Annotated in this window: 17 protein-coding genes; 10 read left to right on the top strand and 7 right to left on the bottom strand. The window is 46.3% G+C overall.

The window, feature by feature from the left end:
• The first annotated feature begins 206 nt into the window (after nt 1–206).
• Nucleotides 207–488, top strand: coding sequence for a hypothetical protein (locus A6049_RS17875; RefSeq protein WP_063565973.1), 282 nt, complete (start codon nt 207–209; stop codon nt 486–488).
• 413 nt (nt 489–901) lie between these two features.
• Here the strand turns inward: A6049_RS17875 and A6049_RS17870 are convergent, their stop codons facing one another.
• A complete protein-coding gene (locus A6049_RS17870; RefSeq protein WP_090807756.1) occupies nt 902–1150 on the bottom strand; it encodes a hypothetical protein in 249 nt (82 codons plus the stop codon).
• A 160-nt stretch (nt 1151–1310) separates the two neighbouring features.
• On the opposite strand from A6049_RS17870, the gene A6049_RS17865 reads away from it, so the two are divergent.
• Together A6049_RS17865 and A6049_RS17860 are read left to right on the top strand one after the other, a co-directional pair.
• Entirely contained in the window at nt 1311–2666 is a 1356-nt protein-coding gene (locus tag A6049_RS17865; RefSeq protein ID WP_161490610.1) for a Tle-like phospholipase domain-containing protein, read from the top strand.
• 40 nt (nt 2667–2706) lie between these two features.
• On the top strand, nt 2707–3003 hold the full coding sequence (locus A6049_RS17860) for a WXG100 family type VII secretion target (protein ID WP_063565971.1): 297 nt from the start codon (nt 2707–2709) through the stop codon (nt 3001–3003).
• 107 nt (nt 3004–3110) lie between these two features.
• Here the strand turns inward: A6049_RS17860 and A6049_RS17855 are convergent, their stop codons facing one another.
• Nucleotides 3111–3641 carry a hypothetical protein gene (locus tag A6049_RS17855; protein ID WP_063565970.1) on the bottom strand — a complete coding sequence of 177 codons (531 nt, stop codon included), beginning with the start codon at nt 3639–3641 and terminating at the stop codon, nt 3111–3113.
• Nucleotides 3642–3878: 237 nt separating this feature from the next.
• On the bottom strand, nt 3879–4223 hold the full coding sequence (locus A6049_RS17850; protein WP_063565969.1) for a hypothetical protein: 345 nt from the start codon (nt 4221–4223) through the stop codon (nt 3879–3881).
• Nucleotides 4224–4314: 91 nt separating this feature from the next.
• Between A6049_RS17850 and A6049_RS17845 the strand changes: the two genes are divergently transcribed.
• Together A6049_RS17845 and A6049_RS17840 are read left to right on the top strand one after the other, a co-directional pair.
• Nucleotides 4315–4467, top strand: coding sequence for a hypothetical protein (locus A6049_RS17845; protein WP_205412027.1), 153 nt, complete (start codon nt 4315–4317; stop codon nt 4465–4467).
• A 29-nt stretch (nt 4468–4496) separates the two neighbouring features.
• Entirely contained in the window at nt 4497–4868 is a 372-nt protein-coding gene (locus tag A6049_RS17840) for a hypothetical protein (protein WP_063565968.1), read from the top strand.
• A 683-nt stretch (nt 4869–5551) separates the two neighbouring features.
• Here A6049_RS17840 and A6049_RS17830 read toward each other — a convergent pair.
• From A6049_RS17830 to A6049_RS17820, 3 genes are read right to left on the bottom strand one after another with little or no spacing between them, the layout of a single operon-like run.
• Complete coding sequence (locus A6049_RS17830; RefSeq protein WP_063565966.1) at nt 5552–6715, bottom strand: Ger(x)C family spore germination protein; 1164 nt, start codon at nt 6713–6715, stop codon at nt 5552–5554.
• Complete coding sequence (locus A6049_RS17825; RefSeq protein ID WP_095206145.1) at nt 6712–8217, bottom strand: spore germination protein; 1506 nt, start codon at nt 8215–8217, stop codon at nt 6712–6714. The genes A6049_RS17830 and A6049_RS17825 overlap by 4 nt, the downstream gene beginning before the upstream one ends.
• On the bottom strand, nt 8174–9310 hold the full coding sequence (locus tag A6049_RS17820; protein WP_063565965.1) for a GerAB/ArcD/ProY family transporter: 1137 nt from the start codon (nt 9308–9310) through the stop codon (nt 8174–8176). The genes A6049_RS17825 and A6049_RS17820 overlap by 44 nt, the downstream gene beginning before the upstream one ends.
• Nucleotides 9311–9506: 196 nt before the next feature.
• Here A6049_RS17820 and A6049_RS17815 point away from each other — a divergent pair, with 196 nt between their 5' ends.
• The 5 genes from A6049_RS17815 (at nt 9507) to A6049_RS17795 (ending at nt 16517) form a co-directional block, all read left to right on the top strand.
• Nucleotides 9507–10400 carry an NAD(P)-dependent oxidoreductase gene (locus tag A6049_RS17815; protein WP_063565964.1) on the top strand — a complete coding sequence of 298 codons (894 nt, stop codon included), beginning with the start codon at nt 9507–9509 and terminating at the stop codon, nt 10398–10400.
• A 247-nt stretch (nt 10401–10647) separates the two neighbouring features.
• Nucleotides 10648–11382 carry a nuclease-related domain-containing protein gene (locus tag A6049_RS17810; protein WP_063565963.1) on the top strand — a complete coding sequence of 245 codons (735 nt, stop codon included), beginning with the start codon at nt 10648–10650 and terminating at the stop codon, nt 11380–11382.
• 344 nt (nt 11383–11726) lie between these two features.
• Nucleotides 11727–12626 (top strand): hypothetical protein, encoded by a 900-nt coding sequence (locus A6049_RS17805; protein ID WP_063565962.1) that lies wholly within the window; start codon nt 11727–11729, stop codon nt 12624–12626.
• Between the two features lie 305 nt (nt 12627–12931).
• Nucleotides 12932–14695: an ABC transporter ATP-binding protein gene (locus tag A6049_RS17800; protein WP_063565961.1), complete on the top strand. Its 1764-nt coding sequence runs from the start codon at nt 12932–12934 to the stop codon at nt 14693–14695.
• Nucleotides 14676–16517, top strand: coding sequence for an ABC transporter ATP-binding protein (locus A6049_RS17795; protein WP_063565960.1), 1842 nt, complete (start codon nt 14676–14678; stop codon nt 16515–16517). The genes A6049_RS17800 and A6049_RS17795 overlap by 20 nt, the downstream gene beginning before the upstream one ends.
• Before the next feature lie 132 nt (nt 16518–16649).
• On the opposite strand, the gene A6049_RS17790 is transcribed toward A6049_RS17795, so the two are convergent.
• Complete coding sequence (locus A6049_RS17790; protein WP_063565959.1) at nt 16650–18641, bottom strand: DUF4832 domain-containing protein; 1992 nt, start codon at nt 18639–18641, stop codon at nt 16650–16652.
• Nucleotides 18642–18972: the final 331 nt, after the last annotated feature.

Raw genomic sequence — 18972 nt, 5'->3', positions numbered from 1 at the left:
GGAAGAGGATCGCTTTTTGCTGTCTACATTAGGAGAGATAGCTCGCTCCGGACTTTTTTTTGAGGGAACGGTCCGTTATTAAAAACTTCAGATCAGGAGTTGGCGAAGATGATTGAGGAACGTGAGCAATCTTAAGTTCAGTTCTCTATATAATTCCAAACTTTGGACGCGTTTCCGTGTTAATTAGGTAAAGGAGGGGATGCAGAATGACGACAACCACACTGGCTGAGCAGGAAGAGGCGCGTTTGTATGACGAGTTGCGACGTACGCTGGAAGAAGTGGAAGAAGGAAAGCAGCGGCAGAAAATGTTGAAGCGTATGATCAGGCAACTCAAGTTTGCCAAATGGCGGAAAGATCGATTTCACTGGTTTGATCAATACTTCCAGAATGTAAGGCCAGTAACACTTTGGATCATGTTAGCCACTGGGGCGCTTATGCCAGTTGCATTGTTCAGCATTTTTATATGGGTATCCTTGTGGGTGGAATGAATCATGATTGATTAGGGTAAATACCTTTGAATGAATAGCATGTTAAAGTGAGGGCAGTGGCATATCTAGAAATTATGTGGACAGTTACTGCCTACTAACTTTATTAGGATAAAGCTAGATTTATTTCCTCACGTATACACGCAAAAGTGTGAGCTTATTACTGGTAACAACTTCCTAAGTACTTGAATGTACCTACTGTCTACTACCCAAAAGGATAAAGACTTTGTACTCATTTTTCAGTTTTTATGTACACGTCACGCCGAAGATGCACTATAATGATTCTACTTCTTTTGGAAAAAGAGGATGGAATCTAGTGAAGTGGTTCCTTATTACATAATTAAAGAGCCGAGTATATCTACAAGGCTCTCAGATAATAAAATCGTATATGTTTGTTTGAGTTAAGTAGAATTCATTTATTGAAGAGGCTTGATTTCATCTGGCACTGAACCCGTCTTGACTTCATAGGTATCATAATCGACCATAGTGAATATTTCCTGATCTTTGTTTCCTTTCACATATCCAGTTAAAGAAACGGTATGGGATAAATCAGCGGGAATAAACTTATGGTCTGTGAATTCAACATCAATTCCATACTTTTCTTTAAAATAGGCTTGGCTTGCTACCTGAGCTTTTTGAATAATCTCTTTTTTCTCGTTTGACATACATCCTCCTAAAGTGAATGATATGGCGCAGATCATTAATATAAAAAGTAATCCTGATTTTTTCAAGTAATCACCTCATATTCCTAATGTTGTCGTTTGATAATGTGCATTATACAACTTCCGTTAACTAGAAGAAAGGGTGAATAGGATGGATAAATACATGACTGACGAATTATATTTAAAAATATCTGAGCTTGCATATACGGATGTTCCTGCAGGTCGTAGTGATATTTTGGACAAGGATGAGTACAAGGATTGGAGAACGGTTGAACCAAAGGGTGCAAGTCTGCATAGTGCGTATTCAGGATTTGATGCTATAGTTCTTGAGAATCCCAAAACAAATCAAGTTATCATCGGTTATAGAGGTACTGAACCTGAAGGTATTATTGGAAAAGCAGCTGATATTGAGACAGATGCCTTCGATGTCGTAGGTGGCAGAACCAGAAGGCTTGAAGATGCGATAACCGATCCAGAACGTCATAATATATTTAAAAATAGTCCCTTCAAGCTTATGAAGGATAACATGGATTGGGAAAATAATCAGTTTCACCAAGCTGAGGAATTGTATGAGGCGGTGAAGGAGGCGTACCCTGATTCAGACATTTCATTGACGGGTCATTCCCTGGGTGGCGGTTTAGCTCAATATGTAGCTGCTCGTCAGGATGTGTCTGGGATGACGTATAGTGCTCCTAGTGTAACGAATCTCCTGGATGATGTCAGTTTGTCCAAGGTGAATGAGGGTCATTTTGATAACAAAATGGTTAACGTGGTTCATCCCAATGATTCTGTAGGGGCTGGGGGAATAAGTGAATATGACAGGCACGTAGGAAGTACCGTGTATAAGGGTCAGGACTTTGACACCGCTAATGCGATGTATCAGAATTGGAAATTTCAGTTTCAGTTAAAGGTTCCTTTTCAGCCTCTGGGTGCAGGCTCGCCCATGTTAGTTCATGACGTAAGAATAGGTGTGGATCTGGACAAGCTTCATGTTGGTGATATTATAAGATTTTTTGATTCATTCTCGAAGGACGAAGGCAAAGGGTATCATTCCATGGATCAATATGAGTTTGATGAGAATGGAAATCTAAAAGGACCACTAATAGACCGGAACACTGGTGAAACCATTGATATTTCTCCTAGGTGGATGGCCCATCAGGAGGCATTAGCCACCTTCTCCAATTTGATGGCAGGTATTGTTCCTCCGTTGATCGCAGCAGCTACAGGAATTGTTAGTGGTAAAGGCGGGGGCAAGATTCAATTAACACCGGAAGAGTTAGCGCAGGCTGCTAGGGAGATGAGGCTAAGTTTAAGTGGCTTCTCGAATGATGCCCAGGCTTCGATTCAGATGTTTCAGACACATATATCTACCAGCGAAAGTCAGTCCTTTACACCCATCGCCTATAACGCAACAGCAACGTTACAAGCAATCAATCGTTGGTATCAGGAATCCATCAGCGAAATTGCGGAATATATTGAACGTAAAAGAGAAGATTTTGTAATCGCAGACCAACACTAATGCATTTCTACATAGAAGGACTAACAGGAGGAAATGAGAAATGGGCAGAATATCCGTATCCTTGTCTGATTTAAGAAGGGCTGTTCAGCAATGTGAGCAGTTGCAGCAACGGCTCATGCAGCAGGAACAGAAAATGCGCTCCATTCATGGCCGATTGAAGCAAGACTGGATCGGTACATCTGCAACAGAGCTGACACATAAGATGCAGTCATTTATGGATGGGGCATCTGCAAAGCTGAATGAACTCGAAGCTCATAAAGAAGAACTGATGCGATATATTCGTAAAATGGAGGAAGCGGACAGAGAAGATCGCAGGGATCGCAGCAGGGTACAGTAATACCTCTTTACAAGAAAATAGTTAGATAGGAATGAACCTTCCCACCTAACTATTATGCTTTGTTTTTTTATACAGTGGAGCAATGCTATCCGAGTAGCCGATACAGATTAATGTGTGGCAGACTTAGCCTTGTTTAAAGTCTGAATCTTTTCTTGCATGTACTGGTGGTAATCGCGAAAACTGCTGATGTGGTGCAAGGAATCGGAATTTTCAGACTGGATCTTAATTTTACCGTCCTGAGGCAGTTTTTTCATCTCAGCAACCACTTCCTTCGAGCCTTGAATATCTCCAGCCATCTCCTGAATTCGTTGTAACAGCGTTGGATGGCCCTCATGTTGCAGCATTTCAGCGAGCGGTCTCATTTCCTCCAGCTTCTGGGTGGATCGTTCAAGGGTGGTCATTACTTTGTCTTCATCCATGCTCGCATTCAGCGAAACCATACGATGAATATGATCCTTTTCCATCCGTTCCAACGCTTCCAGGTGGGAAGCCTCCAGTCGTTTGGGATCGTTCCAGCTCTCGGTTTGAACGGTCTCCTTCTGCTCCGAAGCATGGTTCATATTGGCATTGCCACATCCCCATAACAGAGTCGAGCAAGTTAACACCGTTCCAACGGCGATAATGCTTTTTAACCTCATGTTGTCACTCCTTCAATAATTTCCTGAAGGTAGTATGAGCTATAATATCCATAATCATGCTTATATTCTTCATTTCTTTCCCAGAAATAAGCATATCTCTGATCAGACTGGTAAGAACGTCTTATAAGCACTCCATATATTTAGCTCATTGAGATTGAAAAAAAAGATTGGGAGGTTTTCTCCCAATCTTATATAACGAAGTGTAAATATATCGGTGTATTTCTTTGCAGATTTTTCTCAGGAAGAAGGTACTTCCTTTTTCGGATTTCGGCTATCTATAAACCAGCCTGGTCCTTCTACACTGAGAACCTCCTTTGTATCATAATTATAGGAAACGGTAATACGTTCATCCTCATGTCCTGGAACATGACCGTAAAGGTATAGGCGTGAATGGATGGAAGGGTCGTCAATATCATGACTTGTTACAATAAAGTCCGCATTGTAGTACTTCTTTATGTACTGAACACTTATTGGTGTAGCTGTTTCTAAAATATTTTGCTTATCTGAGGTAGACATACTTGAACATCCTCCTAATAAAAATAAAAAAATAAGTAAGATCAGAGCTACAGGTTTTATTTTCATAGGGCATTAATTCTCCTTTTATGGAAATAAACTCTAAAGACACTTTAGTGCATATTATGGAAGGCTGCAAGATTGGAAGGGAGAGTCTGCAGTGAAGTTGTCTGCAAAAATGTCGACTTTTCTTGAAGGGACTACATCCAAATTAGCAGAGTTAGAAGAACACAAAGAGCAATTAAAACGATATATAAGAAAGATGGAAGAGGCAGACCGCGAAGATCGGCGTAAAGCGCCGTCTCCTTATTAATCAGTTTACTTGCCGAGCAAGGAGGTATTATGTTTATCTACCACAATCCGATCTGGCGCTGGACCATTAATCTTTTATATCCTGCCATTATCTTTGTCTTCCAGAGCTGGGGACCAATATTGGATTCCTGGGCTGTTCCAATTGTATTTGTCGCATTGTTCTGCTTTCTGTGGAGTGGGGTGAAGGATTTATTCATCTCTACCGGACTGACCTGGTTTGTTGCCATCCCGTGCTGGTGGTACTTCATTGAGCTTCCCAAACCATCGTTTGGCGCAGAGAATTTTGCCGCTCATCTGGTGATGATCGTGCCGCTTTTTATATTTGTGGTGCTACTGCCACAGACCCTGATTTTGACCACACGTATGCGAATAATGGAGTACTATAGGCAGAATGGAAAATAGTCTGATAGACGGTCGTTGTCGTTGCCTGGTGAAGATTACGATAAATTAGAATCACTAATGACCTCTTAACCTGAATGGTTGGAGGTCTTTTTATTAATCAGCAAGGAATAAACTATTTATATTTCCATATCCATCCTGTAAAATCTTCTGATAAGGTTATTCACGTTGGGCGATTACGTTTAGGCAATCAGGAGGGCATATGAGCAAGAGGAAGAATGAGAAGTTATACAATTATTTATTATTATTTTTGATTTTGTATGGAGTTACTTTGTTCATTTGGCCTATGGCTCTTTTTGGACTTGGTATGTCCTTATCGGCACCGTATCCACACACATATGATACTTCCCGTGATCTAATGGGTAAAATTCTTTTCACCTATCCTTTGGGTGTATTATTCGCGATTTTTTATTGTGGGATTAGTTACGAGAACGGGCGATATAAAGCCCCTTACTGGGTCGTTCATGTTCCATTACTTTGGCCTGTTTCATGGATCGTAGTTGAATATTTAGGATTAAAATTTAGCTTTTAAAGAAAAGAAAGGTTGCATTTGCATACATCCCTGGACAACGAAGATTAGATGATCTGACGAATGTTATGAAACGTTTCAACCCCTACACAAAATAATTGCAGCATCAACCAAAAAATCCCCTTATCCGTTTCATACGGTAGGGGATTTTCTGTGGCTACACCTTCCTACGGAATTTACCCGTATATGGAATGGTAATATGAATGTCTAACTTATGGATGGAATCTTCCGTCAGGATCATCTTTGAGCCGTTGTTGGACAGCTTGCGCCATAGGCTTGGATTTTTGCGATAAACCTTCTCCTGAAGTCCATAGACATCGACCCCACGTTTCAGACCTTCACGATACGTTTGCAAGATTTGCTCCCGCAATGTCTTCTCGCTGAATCGGACCATCTCGTCATAGGAAACAGGGGTGAGATATTCATACAAGGCGGTCAGGTATTTGGCATCGATGTTGAAATGAACCTCATTCCCACGAATGACGGGTACAATTTTGACGTTGGGCAAACCAACGCTGAGCGCGCCATAGATGGTTCCTTCGTTTTCAATGATCAATGGCGCACGCCGCATATCCTTAAGTAACCAGTGAAATCCAGGAAGCTTGCTATGGGGCAAATATTCAAAGTCATCCCCGGTTCTTTCAAAAAAAGCACCGTCAATCATAAACAGCTCATAATTCTTTTTGTTCTGCGACCAGTGCTCCTTGTTCAAGGTGATGCAAGGCAGATAAGTTGTCGTGGACGCATTGTTATGGGTGGCAATGAGTTTGAAACTGAGCACTGGAGGAAACAGCGATTCTTCCAGGAACGAGGGAAGAGGGTTATGCAGAATGCTATCCAGCGGCGACAAATTGTATATGGACGTGGCACTCAGAATATTTTCCAGTGGATCGCGAGTGCCGTATACCCAGGTTGTGTAACGTGATTCCGGGAAACGTCCAAGCATGTCAAACACTTCCTTAATATGCTTGCTTGTCAGGATACTTTCGGCCATGACAATGGCCGTCACATGGCCCCAGGCCATATGCAGCTGGGAACTTCGGAACAGTTCGTTTACCGCCAGATTCAATGTTTTCCCCGACGCATGTCCAACCCATACAGGTGGAGCTTCCGCAGTTTTGGTTGAACTTTCGCTTTTGGCTACACTGGTAAAGTCCATGCTCTGAACATACATATGGTACAAACCGTCTTTGTAATCAATCCCGATCGCTTTGGCATAATCCACCTGTTGGATCTCATATGCACTCCAGCACCCGCTGGTCACGAAACAAAGAGAGAGACTTAGCAGCCCTAGCAACCATCGTTGTATAAGCCGCTTCATCGCTCATTCCCTTCTTTACGTGGCTCCTGCGTTTCCAGATAGACAGGTCTACGTTTCATCCATCCTTTCGGAAGTTTGAACAAGGAGGCCAGCGCCTGTTTGAAATTAAGCGGACTGAGCGGGGTCAGATAAGGAATACCGAACGATTTCAGATCGGTAAGATAGATCAGGAACAGGATAATGGACAGAATGAACCCGTATATGCCAAGGGATGCCCCCAATACAAAACAGAAAAAACGCAGAATCAGAACAGAACTGGTCATGACCTGATTCACAATCGTTGCGCCGGCCACTACGGTTACGGCAATGACAACAATCATGAGCGGGGAAACCATGCCTGCACGTATGGCCGAATCCCCAATAATCAATCCGCCAACAACAGTCAGCGTCTGACCAATGGCGCTGGGAAGCCTTACACCTGCTTCCCGGAACAGCTCCATCAGAAGCATAATGAGAAACATTTCCACACCAGACTCCATAGGAAGACCCATGCGCCCAACTGAGATCGTAGCTACAAGCGGAAAGGGTAGCTGGTCCATGTGAAAAGAAGTCAGCGCAATATAGAAACCAGGCAAGAATACGGTTATTAATAGCCCGATAAAACGCAGCATGCGGCCCACATTCACCGGAAGAAACGGGAAGCTGGCATCCTCGGGTGATTTGAGAAGCAGAAACAAATTAACGGGTCCGATGATGACACTGGGATTACCATCCACGATAATGACAAAACGTCCGTTCAGCAGACATTCCGCCGCAAAATCAGGTCTGCCCGTGTAATGGGTTACCGGAAACAATGTGACTTTGGAAGGGGACAATAATTCCTCCAGTTCATTAGCGGTCATAATGCGCTCGATGTCGATTTTGCGCAGCTGATTCTTGACATCATCAATCAGTTCGGGATTGGCAATGTCCTTAATATACATCAGGGCGACTTTGGTCACGGAGCGAGAACCGATTAATTCAATGTTACAGGCTAATTCAGCTGTACGCAGGCGTGTACGAACTAAGGCAATATTGACTGACAGACGTTCGATAAAGCCATCTCGTGACCCGCGGATCGATACTTCTGTAGTGGATTCATCCGGCGATCGTGTAGGTATGTTGGATATATCCATGCTCCACATCTTCTGGATAGAAGGAATGCAGATGAGCATATGTCCCTCAAACACCCGCAGGGACATGAGTTCCTTTCCCAGTGGGTTGTTCTGTATGTCTATACTTGTCCATTGCAGAGTAATGGACTTCTCGATATCCGATGCACGAACAAAGTGAGTGCTCTCGTACGTTCGCGTCAATTCGGGAAGAATAATATCATAGATGGATTTGCTGTCGACCATACCGCTGCAATACACAATGACAATCTGCTGCGGAGACTCCCCAATCATATGGCTGCTGATGATCACATCGTCTGAACCTGCAAAAAACGTCGTCAGATTATGCTCATTGATTCGGAATGGTTCAGCCAGATGGGGGTTCTTCTTTGGTGTGGTTGTGAGCGGCATGAGCGGGAGCCTCCTTATCTTTTTTGTGTATGAATGCGGCGAGGGTCAACAGGACTGTTACCGTGGATACATAGGCGAGCATCACGGGAAATTGAATATGGTTTACATAATAGTCAATGTAATCAATTCTCCACCACTGTACAGCTATGGCGCACATGATGAAGGTGACAATTAGAACGGCAACGTACCTTTTCTTAGGTCTGCGAAAATCGAGCAGGTCCACAATAAGATAGATGGAGATCGCCACTCTGGCAAATGAACCACTTAGCCATTGATAGATGGACAAGAAGTCCACGTGCTGGAGCAATTTCCCTATATTCACCAGCTTCCATTGCTCATAGGGGCTATTTCGTTGTTTCGCAGCTTCCTCCGGACCGAACTCAACGATGGCTCCCAGCGTTGGACCAATCGCCATACTGAGCATGAATAACCCGAGCAGCAGAAGATGCCACCAGCGAATTTTACTTTTGATATCGTGTTGGAACAGCATCAATATCCAGATTTCCATCAGTCCGGCAAGCGAATAGATCATGCCCCTCAGGACAGGACCGGCACCGTATTCCATGATGGGAAACAACTGACCATAGTCCTTGTATTTCATGTTGGCTGACATCACGAAATATCCAAGCAGGATCACGAATGGAAGTAGCAGACTTGAAGTCATGGCAATGGAACGAATACCTTTGGCAGCCGCCCAGGCAGCAACCAGAGCACCCACGCCTGCGAGCACATAGGGTGGGGTGAATTGAAGATAGGTAGATACCGTCCAGTTCGTTGTTTCATATAAGGTATGTGAGCCGAGTGCAAGCAGCATGAGTGAGGCAGTAATACGGAATATCCATGAAGGAATTGCGCCAAATTCCCGCGTGATCCAGTCAGTTAAGCGCTGTCCGCGTACCCGTCGGATAATAACGAACATCATACATAGAAATAACAAAAAGAAGGGAGCAGCAGCGACTACCGATAGCCAGCCATCTCTGCCTGCATAATCCAGAATTGCTGGAATGGACAGAACATGGCACACGAGGCCTGCACTTAACAAAATGATGGAAAAGGACAGCCATATCGTGATTTCTCCCTTTTCACGGCTCATGGGAATCCTCCTTTCCGTTCAAGGAAGTTTCCGTTAGGTTGTACAGGAAATGGATTTTCGATTCCTATTTTATTTTTTTGAACAATAGAAGACGAAACAAGATAGACGGAAGAGACAGAAAGCATTAACATACAGATATAGCAAGTTTAGAAGACAAGCTCCAAGCGAAGTATAGAGAAATAGGAGGAAACCTACGATGACAAATACAACGAAGGCACCTGGAGAGACGAAAGTTGGCTTTATCGGTACAGGCGTTATGGGCAAAAGCATGGCAGGGCATATCCAGCAGGCAGGCTATCCGCTGCATGTCTATACGCGCACGGCCGCCAAAGCGGAAGCGTTGGTGAAGGAAGGTGCCGTATGGCATGACACACCAGGCAAACTGGCAGCCGAGTGTGATGTCATCATCACGATGGTGGGGTATCCGAAGGATGTCGAGGAGATTTATCTTGGTGAGGATGGTCTCGTGGCAAACGCCAAACTGGGCTCGTACCTGATTGACATGACCACATCCAGTCCACTGCTGGCTGAACGGATCTATGAAGCCGCGGAGGCTAATGGACTGCATACATTGGATGCACCGGTTTCCGGTGGGGATATCGGAGCACGGGATGCCAAACTGTCCATTATGGTAGGTGGTAGTACGGAGGCCTTTGAAGTGGTTCGTCCGTTGTTCGAGCAAATGGGCACCAATATTGTGCTGCAAGGCAAGGCCGGAGCAGGACAGCATACCAAAATGTGCAACCAGATCGCCATTGCTTCAGGCATGATGGGTGTTTGCGAGGCACTCGCTTATGCCAAGACATCCGGTCTGGACGCGGAGAATGTGCTGAAGAGCATCGCTACCGGTGCAGCCGGAAGCTGGTCACTTAGCAATCTCGGTCCGCGCATGATCGCAGGCGATTATGAGCCTGGATTCTATGTGAAACATTTTATCAAAGACATGGGTATCGCTCTCGAATCTGCCAAAGCCATGGGTATGAAGACGCCAGGGCTGGCCTTGGCTGAATCCTTGTATCAGGAAATATCCAGCAACGGTCTGGATGAGAAGGGTACACAGGTGCTTTACACATATTATTTACAGGCTTAATCCTAACAAACAAGACAACAGCGTGTTCTTTTTCTTCAATAGAAAGGAATGCGCTGTTTTTATAAAAATTCTCCTTCCCGTATGCGTCTAAAGTCACAGTATTGGTTAAATATTGGTATATACTTTAGTTGAACAATGGATTTTTGGTCCTCTTCCCTTTATTTTTGCCCCTCTTTATCCGACATAAGTAATAGAAGTATACATAATGGATGTGCGAAACCCACACTACATAGAACGGAGCTTGCCCATGTTCAAAAAAATCCTGTCTCTGTTCAAGTCACAGCCAGAGCTCGCGAACCAGATCACAGCTTCCGCTTCATCTTTACCGTCAACGGCTCCCATTCCCACGCGTATGGTACGCAGTAGACGCAAAAAAACGAAATCAGATGGAGATTGGACCCGTCAGCCAGAGGAACCAAGCACTGCCCAGCAGCTGCATGCTCTTCCGGGTGAATACAAAGTGCTGAACGACTTGCTTGTTGCCAATACCAAGTCCCGCTCGGGTTACTCATCGATTGATCATGTCGTCATCGGTCCGCGGGGTATCTTCGTGATTGAGACACGAAACCTGACGACGGGTGAGATTCGTGGTGGTCGAAGAGAGGCCAACTGGACAGTCAGCAGCAGCCGAATCAAGATGTACAACCCATTGATGCAGCACCGAGGGCATGTGGAGGCCATTCAGGCACACCTCGGCGATTATAAAAGGGTTCGTCTCGTCTCCATGGTGACCTTCACCAATCGCTGCCGGATCAGTGTTGATCCCGCTGTGAGATATGTCAATTCGGATGAACTGATTATCTATGATCATGAATTGGTGGAGACCATTCTGCGCAAAACGGAAAGGCTTGAGACCGAAGTCCCCGAAACGTTGTATAAAGAACAGGATATTCAGGCGATCTACAACATGCTGTCCGCAGTCAATTCCACGGATCCCCAGATTCGGGCTGATCATATGGAGAAGGCGAAAGGCATTAAATAAGAGGAATCTGAATCTGTGGCAACATCCATGCGCGATGAATTGAAACGAATAATGCAACATAGCCAGTCAGACTTATCAACACGGTTGTCCTTCATGGATGACCGTGTTTTTTTGTTCTCTCCGTAAGTGAGAATAGGACAGGCAGAAATGTAGCATGAGCATGAGCATGCAGGCACATTGTCTTATACACCCAGTATTTAACTTATGATAAAATAAAGACCAGATTTCATAGTGATCTATCTATGTTATCCGAAAGGATATTTATGGAGTGAACTGTTCATGGATTGAAGTAGAGGTGGATGTAATACAGGTACATACAGAAGATAAGGGGAAGATTATACGATATGAGATGGAATCATAGAATCAAAATGTTTACGGCCATTTTCAGCTTGGTTGCCGTTCTGACCGCATGTGGCGGTGGGGCGAAGGAAGCAACAACGAAGGAGCCATTCCAGGATGCTGGTACAGTAGCAACAGCGACCAATAGCTCGGACACATCGACGGCTGACTCGTCGGCTGCAGATACGAATGCAGAAGACTCTGCGGACACCTCCTCAACTTCCGATACAACAGGGGCTTCATCTGAAGAAGGCAAGATTGGAGTGGACTCTACACTGGAGGAATTGAAGCAGAAGTATGCGGACAAGCTTGGCTATATCCGTGTGCCGCTTAATGATCATCCGGTGCGCAGGGTAAGTGAAGAAGGCACTAAAAATATTAATATCGCCAACTATAGTGATGCGGTAGTGAATATGAACACAGGTATTCCGATCCATTCCGATTCACAGCGTTTGATCGATGATGCCTTTCCTTTTTTCACAATCGTTCAGGCACCGGAAGTGTCCTATGTGTCATGGGAAGAAGCAACCAATCTGGAGCGTGCCATGGTGAAGACATTGTTTATCTCTCGTCAGGCGCTGTTACTCACGGAGGATGCCATGAAGAACAAGGATTACACCAGTCAGTCCTTTACGGACTCGATGGAATTTTTCAAGAATGCAGCGGAGTTTGACTCCATGGCACCTGTCGCGCAGCATACGTATGACATCACTTTAACGAAACTTTACGATAAAGCCCGCGAGTCGTGGGCCAAACTGGCTGCAATAGATCCGGAACAGGACGAAGCTGCATTTGCCGAGAAGTATACGGAAGCCAGAACAGAAGCGAATAACGTGATGGGGCTGCTGAACATTTTGCTGTCCACCAATGAAGAAGAACGTTTGGAACAGACGTACGGCAAATAAATGTGATCTGTCGTTGTAAGAGTAAGTTTGCTGTAACTGGAACATTTCAATCGAAAACAAAATCATCGCACCTGGGCAGTCTGCCCAGGTTTTTTTGTTGCAGATGCATGTTCTCTCACCGCCTATTTCAGGTTAATAATCAGAAGGAAAGAAGATATTAGCGATTTGAAGGTTCAAAATGCGATATAATAAGCGTATTGGATACGTGAAATTTTACATAGAGTTATGAAAAGAGACTAATGGAGCTGGCTGCGTGAACATACCTAATCATCACGAAGATTACGCTCTGGGCCGGAGGAATGGTTATGATCAAGCTGTTGTACTACTTGAAGAAGTATCGAGTCGCCGCCATCGCAGCACTGGTCATGATGCTGATTGAATTGACGGTTGAATTGGCTCAACCCTATTTGATCTCGAAGATCATTGATAACGGTATCCAGCAAGGAGATCTGTCAGTGGTTTGGCTATGGGGTGGGGTGCTTGTGGGCAGTGCCGTCGTGGCGTTTGTCGCGGGTATTGCGAGTTCTTTTTTTGCGTCACATGCGAGTCTCGGCTTCGGTTACGATCTGCGGGAGAAGCTGTATGATAAAGTGCAAGCGTTCTCTTATGCGGTGTTTAACCGTTTTGCCACATCATCCCTGATTACCCGATTGACCGGGGACGTTACACAGGTGCAGGATACGGTGTTTATGAGTCTGCGATTCATGACACGTGTGCCGCTGGTGGTGATTGGGAGCATGATTATGGCGGTTGTGGTGAATCCGAAGCTGGGTCTGCTGCTCGTTGTGATGGTGCCTGTGCTGCTCGTGTTTGTCATCTGGATGATCAAAAAGGCAGCGCTGCTGTTCCGCAATGTGCAGCGCAGACTGGATGCCGTCAACGGAGTCATCCAGGAAAATCTGACAGGCATTCGGCTAATCCGTGTCTTCGTCCGGATGGGCCACGAGATTGAACGCTTTGCCGGATATAGCGGCAAGCTGATGAAGGGCACGATCTCCGCGCTGCGCTTGACGGAGACGACGATGCCATTCATGCTGCTCATGATGAATGGTTGTATCATCGCCGTACTATGGTTTGGACGACGTGACATCACTACCGGAAGTGCAACCGTGGGTGAAGTCGTCGCAGTTATTAACTATCTGCTTCGCACCATTGGCGCCATGTCTGCACTGTCCTGGATTCTGGTTACCTTCTCCAGAGCGAGTGCTTCGGCACAGCGGCTTAACGAAGTTTTTGACACGGAGGAAGTTTCGGAATCAGCACAAACATTGAATACAGATCGTTCTGCACAAGCTATGAAAGGGAATCCTGTTATCCAGGGTGCAGTTGATTTTCAGGGTGTAGGATTCAGCTATCCAGGCAGTGAAATTACCGTGCTGGAAGACATTACGTTCTCAGCCAAACGAGGCGAGCGTATCGCCATCATGGGAGCGACAGGCTCTGGTAAATCCTCACTGGTACAGCTCATTCCAAGGCTTTATACCGAAGATCAAGGCGAGGTTCGTATAGATGGTAACGATGCAGAACGGTTGGACATTTCCACATTGCGCGGAGCTATCGGTTATGTGCCGCAGGAAGTGGTCCTCTTTACCGGATCAGTACGCGATAACATTGCCTGGGGCCGGGAGGACGCAACGCTCGAAGAGATTAAGGAAGCAGCGCGGCGTGCCCAGATTCACGAGACCATTGAGAAGCTGCCGAATGGCTACGATACACAGCTAGGTCAGCGGGGAGTTAATCTGTCAGGTGGACAGAAGCAGCGGCTCTCGATTGCTCGTGCATTGATTCGTCGTCCAAGCATCTTGATTCTGGATGACAGTACAAGTGCTCTTGATGTAGCCACGGAAGCAAGGCTGCTGGGTGCACTGGAAGAGTTATCGTGTACTACGTTTATTATCACGCAGAAGATCAGTTCAACCACCTCTGCCGATCTGATTCTGTTGTTGGACGATGGGCGTCTGATTGGACAGGGGAAACATGAGGATCTGATGGATTCATCCGAACTGTATCGCCGAATCTATGAATCACAATACGGGGAGGGTACACCACATGTTCAAAGCATTCATTGAACCTTTCCGTCAGCCCCCACCGCCGATTGATCCCGAGACGCTGAAGGCAGGTGGAGGTCGTAAGCCGAAGGTACGGGCGAAGAACTGGTCCGGTACGTTAGGCCGGATCTGGGCGTATCTGGCCCGTCGCAAGGTCAAGCTGACGATGGTGCTGTTGATGGTATTTGCCAGTTCCGCGCTCGCTTTGCTTGGACCTTATATGGTCGGTGTAGCTGTGGATAAATTCATTGATGGAGAAGCAACGAGTTCCAGCTGGACGACATTTTTATTGGGCCTGTTGGCAGTCTATGTTCTCTTCTCCTTGTCGTCATGGCTTCAAAATATCTGGATGATTGAAATTGCACAGGAGACCGTATTCCGCATGCGGTATGATCTGTTCTCCCATCTGCACAAACTGCCGATTCCATTCTTCGGCAAGCGTCAGCAGGGGGAGATCATGAGCCGGGTTACCAACGACATTGAGAATGTCAGCGGTACGCTGAACAGCTCAGCGATCCAGATTTTCTCCAGTGTGTTAACACTGATTGGAACGTTTGGCGTAATGCTTTGGTTAAGTCCGCTGCTGACCTTGCTTACATTTATCGTGGTACCGCTGATGGCTATTGGCATGCGCTGGATTACGCGCAGAACCGGGCCCTTGTTCAAACAACGTCAGCGTAATCTCGGCGAACTCAATGGGTACATTGAGGAAACATTGTCTGGACAGAAGATTATCAAGGCGTTCTCTCAGGAGGAGCGGGTCATTCGCGGGTTTGAGGAACGAAATACGAAGATTCGGTTGTCCGGTTTCTGGGCGCAGACCATCTCCGGTTTTATTCCAAAGCTGATGAATGGCCTGAACAACCTGAGCTTTGCGATTGTTGCAGGCATTGGCGGGATCTTGGCGATCCAAGGTTCCGTTACCGTCGGCGTAATTATCATCTTCGTAGAATATGCCCGTCAGTTTACCCGGCCGCTCAACGATCTGGCGAACCAGTGGAATACGTTGCTATCTGCGATTGCCGGGGCAGAGCGTGTGTTCGAGGTGCTGGATGAGGATGAGGAAGCGAAGGATGAAGGCGCAGCAGTATCTCTCGAAAAGGTGGAGGGAGCCGTTCGCTTCGACAAGGTATCCTTTGGATACGATGAAGGACGCAATATTTTGCATGAAATTAACTTTGAAGCGAAGCCGGGCGAGATGATTGCTCTTGTAGGTCCGACCGGGGCAGGGAAAACAACATTGATTCAGCTGTTATCCCGCTTCTATGATCCTACATCCGGTACACTAACGGTGGATGGACGTGACATTACGACCATTCGGCGCGAGAATTTGCGCTCGCATATGGCATTTGTTCTTCAAGATTCATTCCTGTTCCAGGGTACGATCCGGGAAAATATCCGTTTCGGCCGACTGGATGCGACTGACGAAGAGGTGGAAGCTGCTTCAAGGCTGGCGAATGCCCATTCGTTCATCATACGGATGAAGGACGGATACGACAAAGTGCTTCAGGCCGACGGAAGTGGCATCAGTCAGGGACAGAAGCAGCTGCTTGCGATTGCCCGGGCAATTCTGGCCGATCCGTCCATCCTTGTATTGGACGAGGCGACCAGCAGTATCGATACCGTCACGGAGATCAAGATCCAGGAAGGGTTGCAGCGCCTGATGCAAGGCCGCACCAGCTTTGTTATCGCTCACAGACTGAACACGATCCGCCAAGCCGATCGTATTCTTGTACTGAAGGATGGTCAGCTCCTGGAGCAGGGTTCGCATGACGCATTGCTGGAACAAGGTGGCTTCTACAGCGAACTGTATTACAGTCAGCTGCGGAATAAGGCGCAATAGTTATTGGAGAAAATCATAATGACGGTTGTTCGGTAAGTTGGCAATGATGATTCACTCGAAAAAGAGCAGGAATGAGAGCATAGTGCCCCCATTCCTGCTCTTTGCATTTTAACTAGTCGAAGTAATTTGAGATTACTTCGTTACACTGCTTAGTTTGAACGAGCCGTCGGTCAATTTATTTGTATTGGCAAAGTCTACACCAGGTTTATTCGTTTCCGGGTCAATGATCGCAATCGCGATATCATAGGTTCCGGCAGCAAGACCGGAGACCGGAATGGAATCGGTCAGGGTGAAGGTACCCGTTTTCCACGTAGTCAGATTAACGGTTGTTGTTTTCTTAGCGACCACGGTATTGCCGCTGCGCAGTTGAATTTCAACCGGCCAGGCAAACGGGAAGTGCTGTACGCCTTTATTCTCCACCTTAATCATTGTTGTAAACGTGCTTCCGCTAATGGTGGATGGATGCGAAATCTCCTTCACTACAAAGTGGTAACCCATTCGTTTCTTGAGTGCATCGATATTGGCCTGTAAGGCATGATTCAGAGGAAGCGAGGCAGGGGAATTTGGTCCCAGCCAGCTTGGTTTACTTAGCTCCGTTTGACGCAACGTTTCCGTAAATCCGCTACCGGTAGTTAATGCTGCAAGCATGCCGGAAGCTCCCCCGTAAAATTCGCCGCCTGAGATACGTGTCTCCCAGAAGTTCGCATGTGCAGGCTGCTGTTGACCAATGTCATCCCAATAGCCATTCTGGGTGCCTGTGTACCAGCCCCAATCCGCATCGAAGCTGTCTTTATGTCCAAACACATCGTTGAACATGCCCATGACCATGCCTTTATTATTGGTTTTGGCGAGGGCGATACTGCGCCGGATCAGAACCTGCATTTTGTCCTCTTTGCCAGCAAAGGCATCAATATAATGCTGAACGTATTTGTTCGAGATGTCATTGGTAGGGAAAGCGCCTGTGTAATTGGTTTCACCATTTGGTCCGACATAAGGCCATGTATGGAACTCGCCCCAGTGCCCGAGGGAACCGATCTGGACAAAGGCGACCGGACGATCATTGGTGTTGTATCTTGCCGCAATGGCTTCGATGGCTAATTTGTGCCTTTCTTGCAGATAGGTGGAGTTGTAGTTGGGAGAGAAGCCCATGTTGTTCCCAGTACCCATGCCTCCGGTTGTATCGTTATATACGGTTCCAGGTGATTCTCCGCGGGCAATCATGTCATTGTAGAGCCAGTCGGGAATATCTCTGTGAGCCTGTCCTGTCGGGCTGTCCAGAATGAAGCGGAACACCACTTTGACGCCTTTACTTTTCCAGTAGGCAAAATTGTTGGCGGCTTCAATCGCACTAAAATCAAATGTGCCTTTGGTGGACTCAAGCTCCTTCCAAGTCACTCCTGCATATACGAGCCTGTGTGGCTGTGCATAAGTTGTACTCTTGGCCGAAGGCGCCCAGCCTTTGAATGGATTGTTGAGTGGGCTGTCCAGTTCTACGGGATTCACCACGGTATTGTTCCCCGTACCACCACCTGATCCAGCCGAGGTCAGAAGGTAAGCTGGCAGTGTTTGTCCAGACGCGGGCAATCTCGATGTATCCGAGCTGTTGTCGATATACCCGATTCGCACTGTGCTGCCTGCACTGATTTGCAGAGTGGCGAGAGGAATAGCGATCTCAATGACGGTGGAGCTGCGGTAGAATTGGGAGCGGGTCAACGTGCTGTTGAAGTTCCAGACCCAGTCGGTTCCGCTGCCGCCATAGCGATATAAACCCGTATTTTCAAGCAGCCACTCCACACCTGTAACTCCCCAGCCCGCAGCCTGGTAACCGGTTGAAGTATTGTTATCGGTGTTGATCCAGAAGTTGCCCATCGTTGTACTCAGGCCTGAGCCTTGAATAAGCAGATAGAGGTTAGTTCCATCATTGGTTACTTTGAGCGTCTGGGCAGTGCCGCTATTGGTGGTGAGAGCACTAACGCTGCTCCAGTCGCTGACATTGCCATCAATGGTGATGGTTGCAGCAGAGGCTTTGGGTAAGGCTGCTGCAGGCAATAGCAGGGTAATCATGAGGACAAAAGCCAAAAACAATCCAAAGCTCCGCTTGCTTCTATCAAATAATCTTGTCATGGTATACCTCCTGAATAATGGATTTTGAATGATGACTCGTTCTGCCCACCCCGAATTTCGTTATGAGAGGAGAGTTAGGAGAGCTCAACTCCTTTCTGATCCACATGAAGTAGCGGAATAGTAACGTTTTATGTAAGAGTCATGGTAGTAATCGGGGAATAAACAACTAAAAAGGTGTGAATTTGGTTTGCGGCAAATATAAAATGTGTTTTTGGTTCTTGGATTCCGTGTCTAAATTGCATTATAGGGGATGAATACAGGAGATTCAATAGATATTTTTCCAGGATTTATTGTGTTTTCTATTGAGAATAGGCGTGTTTCATTGAATTTT

The organism is Paenibacillus sp. O199 (assembly GCF_001636635.1).
GTDB classification, from domain to species: Bacteria; Bacillota; Bacilli; order Paenibacillales; family Paenibacillaceae; genus Paenibacillus; species Paenibacillus marchantiae.
Note: the sequence above shows the minus strand (reverse complement) of the source record. Positions and strands in the feature narration are given on the sequence as shown.

Excerpts from the sequence above, each read along its gene's own strand:
- A6049_RS17815 (WP_063565964.1), top strand. The coding sequence starts at position 9,507 with ATGACAAATACAACGAAGGCACCTGGAGAGACGAAAGTTGGCTTTATC.
- A6049_RS17800 (WP_063565961.1), top strand. The coding sequence starts at position 12,932 with ATGATCAAGCTGTTGTACTACTTGAAGAAGTATCGAGTCGCCGCCATC.
- A6049_RS17875 (WP_063565973.1), top strand. The coding sequence starts at position 207 with ATGACGACAACCACACTGGCTGAGCAGGAAGAGGCGCGTTTGTATGAC.
- A6049_RS17850 (WP_063565969.1), bottom strand. The coding sequence starts at position 4,223 with ATGAAAATAAAACCTGTAGCTCTGATCTTACTTATTTTTTTATTTTTA.
- A6049_RS17805 (WP_063565962.1), top strand. The coding sequence starts at position 11,727 with ATGAGATGGAATCATAGAATCAAAATGTTTACGGCCATTTTCAGCTTG.
- A6049_RS17790 (WP_063565959.1), bottom strand. The coding sequence starts at position 18,641 with ATGACAAGATTATTTGATAGAAGCAAGCGGAGCTTTGGATTGTTTTTG.
- A6049_RS17810 (WP_063565963.1), top strand. The coding sequence starts at position 10,648 with ATGTTCAAAAAAATCCTGTCTCTGTTCAAGTCACAGCCAGAGCTCGCG.
- A6049_RS17865 (WP_161490610.1), top strand. The coding sequence starts at position 1,311 with ATGACTGACGAATTATATTTAAAAATATCTGAGCTTGCATATACGGAT.
- A6049_RS17855 (WP_063565970.1), bottom strand. The coding sequence starts at position 3,641 with ATGAGGTTAAAAAGCATTATCGCCGTTGGAACGGTGTTAACTTGCTCG.
- A6049_RS17830 (WP_063565966.1), bottom strand. The coding sequence starts at position 6,715 with ATGAAGCGGCTTATACAACGATGGTTGCTAGGGCTGCTAAGTCTCTCT.
- A6049_RS17820 (WP_063565965.1), bottom strand. The coding sequence starts at position 9,310 with ATGAGCCGTGAAAAGGGAGAAATCACGATATGGCTGTCCTTTTCCATC.
- A6049_RS17860 (WP_063565971.1), top strand. The coding sequence starts at position 2,707 with ATGGGCAGAATATCCGTATCCTTGTCTGATTTAAGAAGGGCTGTTCAG.
- A6049_RS17825 (WP_095206145.1), bottom strand. The coding sequence starts at position 8,217 with ATGCCGCTCACAACCACACCAAAGAAGAACCCCCATCTGGCTGAACCA.
- A6049_RS17870 (WP_090807756.1), bottom strand. The coding sequence starts at position 1,150 with ATGTCAAACGAGAAAAAAGAGATTATTCAAAAAGCTCAGGTAGCAAGC.
- A6049_RS17840 (WP_063565968.1), top strand. The coding sequence starts at position 4,497 with ATGTTTATCTACCACAATCCGATCTGGCGCTGGACCATTAATCTTTTA.
- A6049_RS17795 (WP_063565960.1), top strand. The coding sequence starts at position 14,676 with ATGTTCAAAGCATTCATTGAACCTTTCCGTCAGCCCCCACCGCCGATT.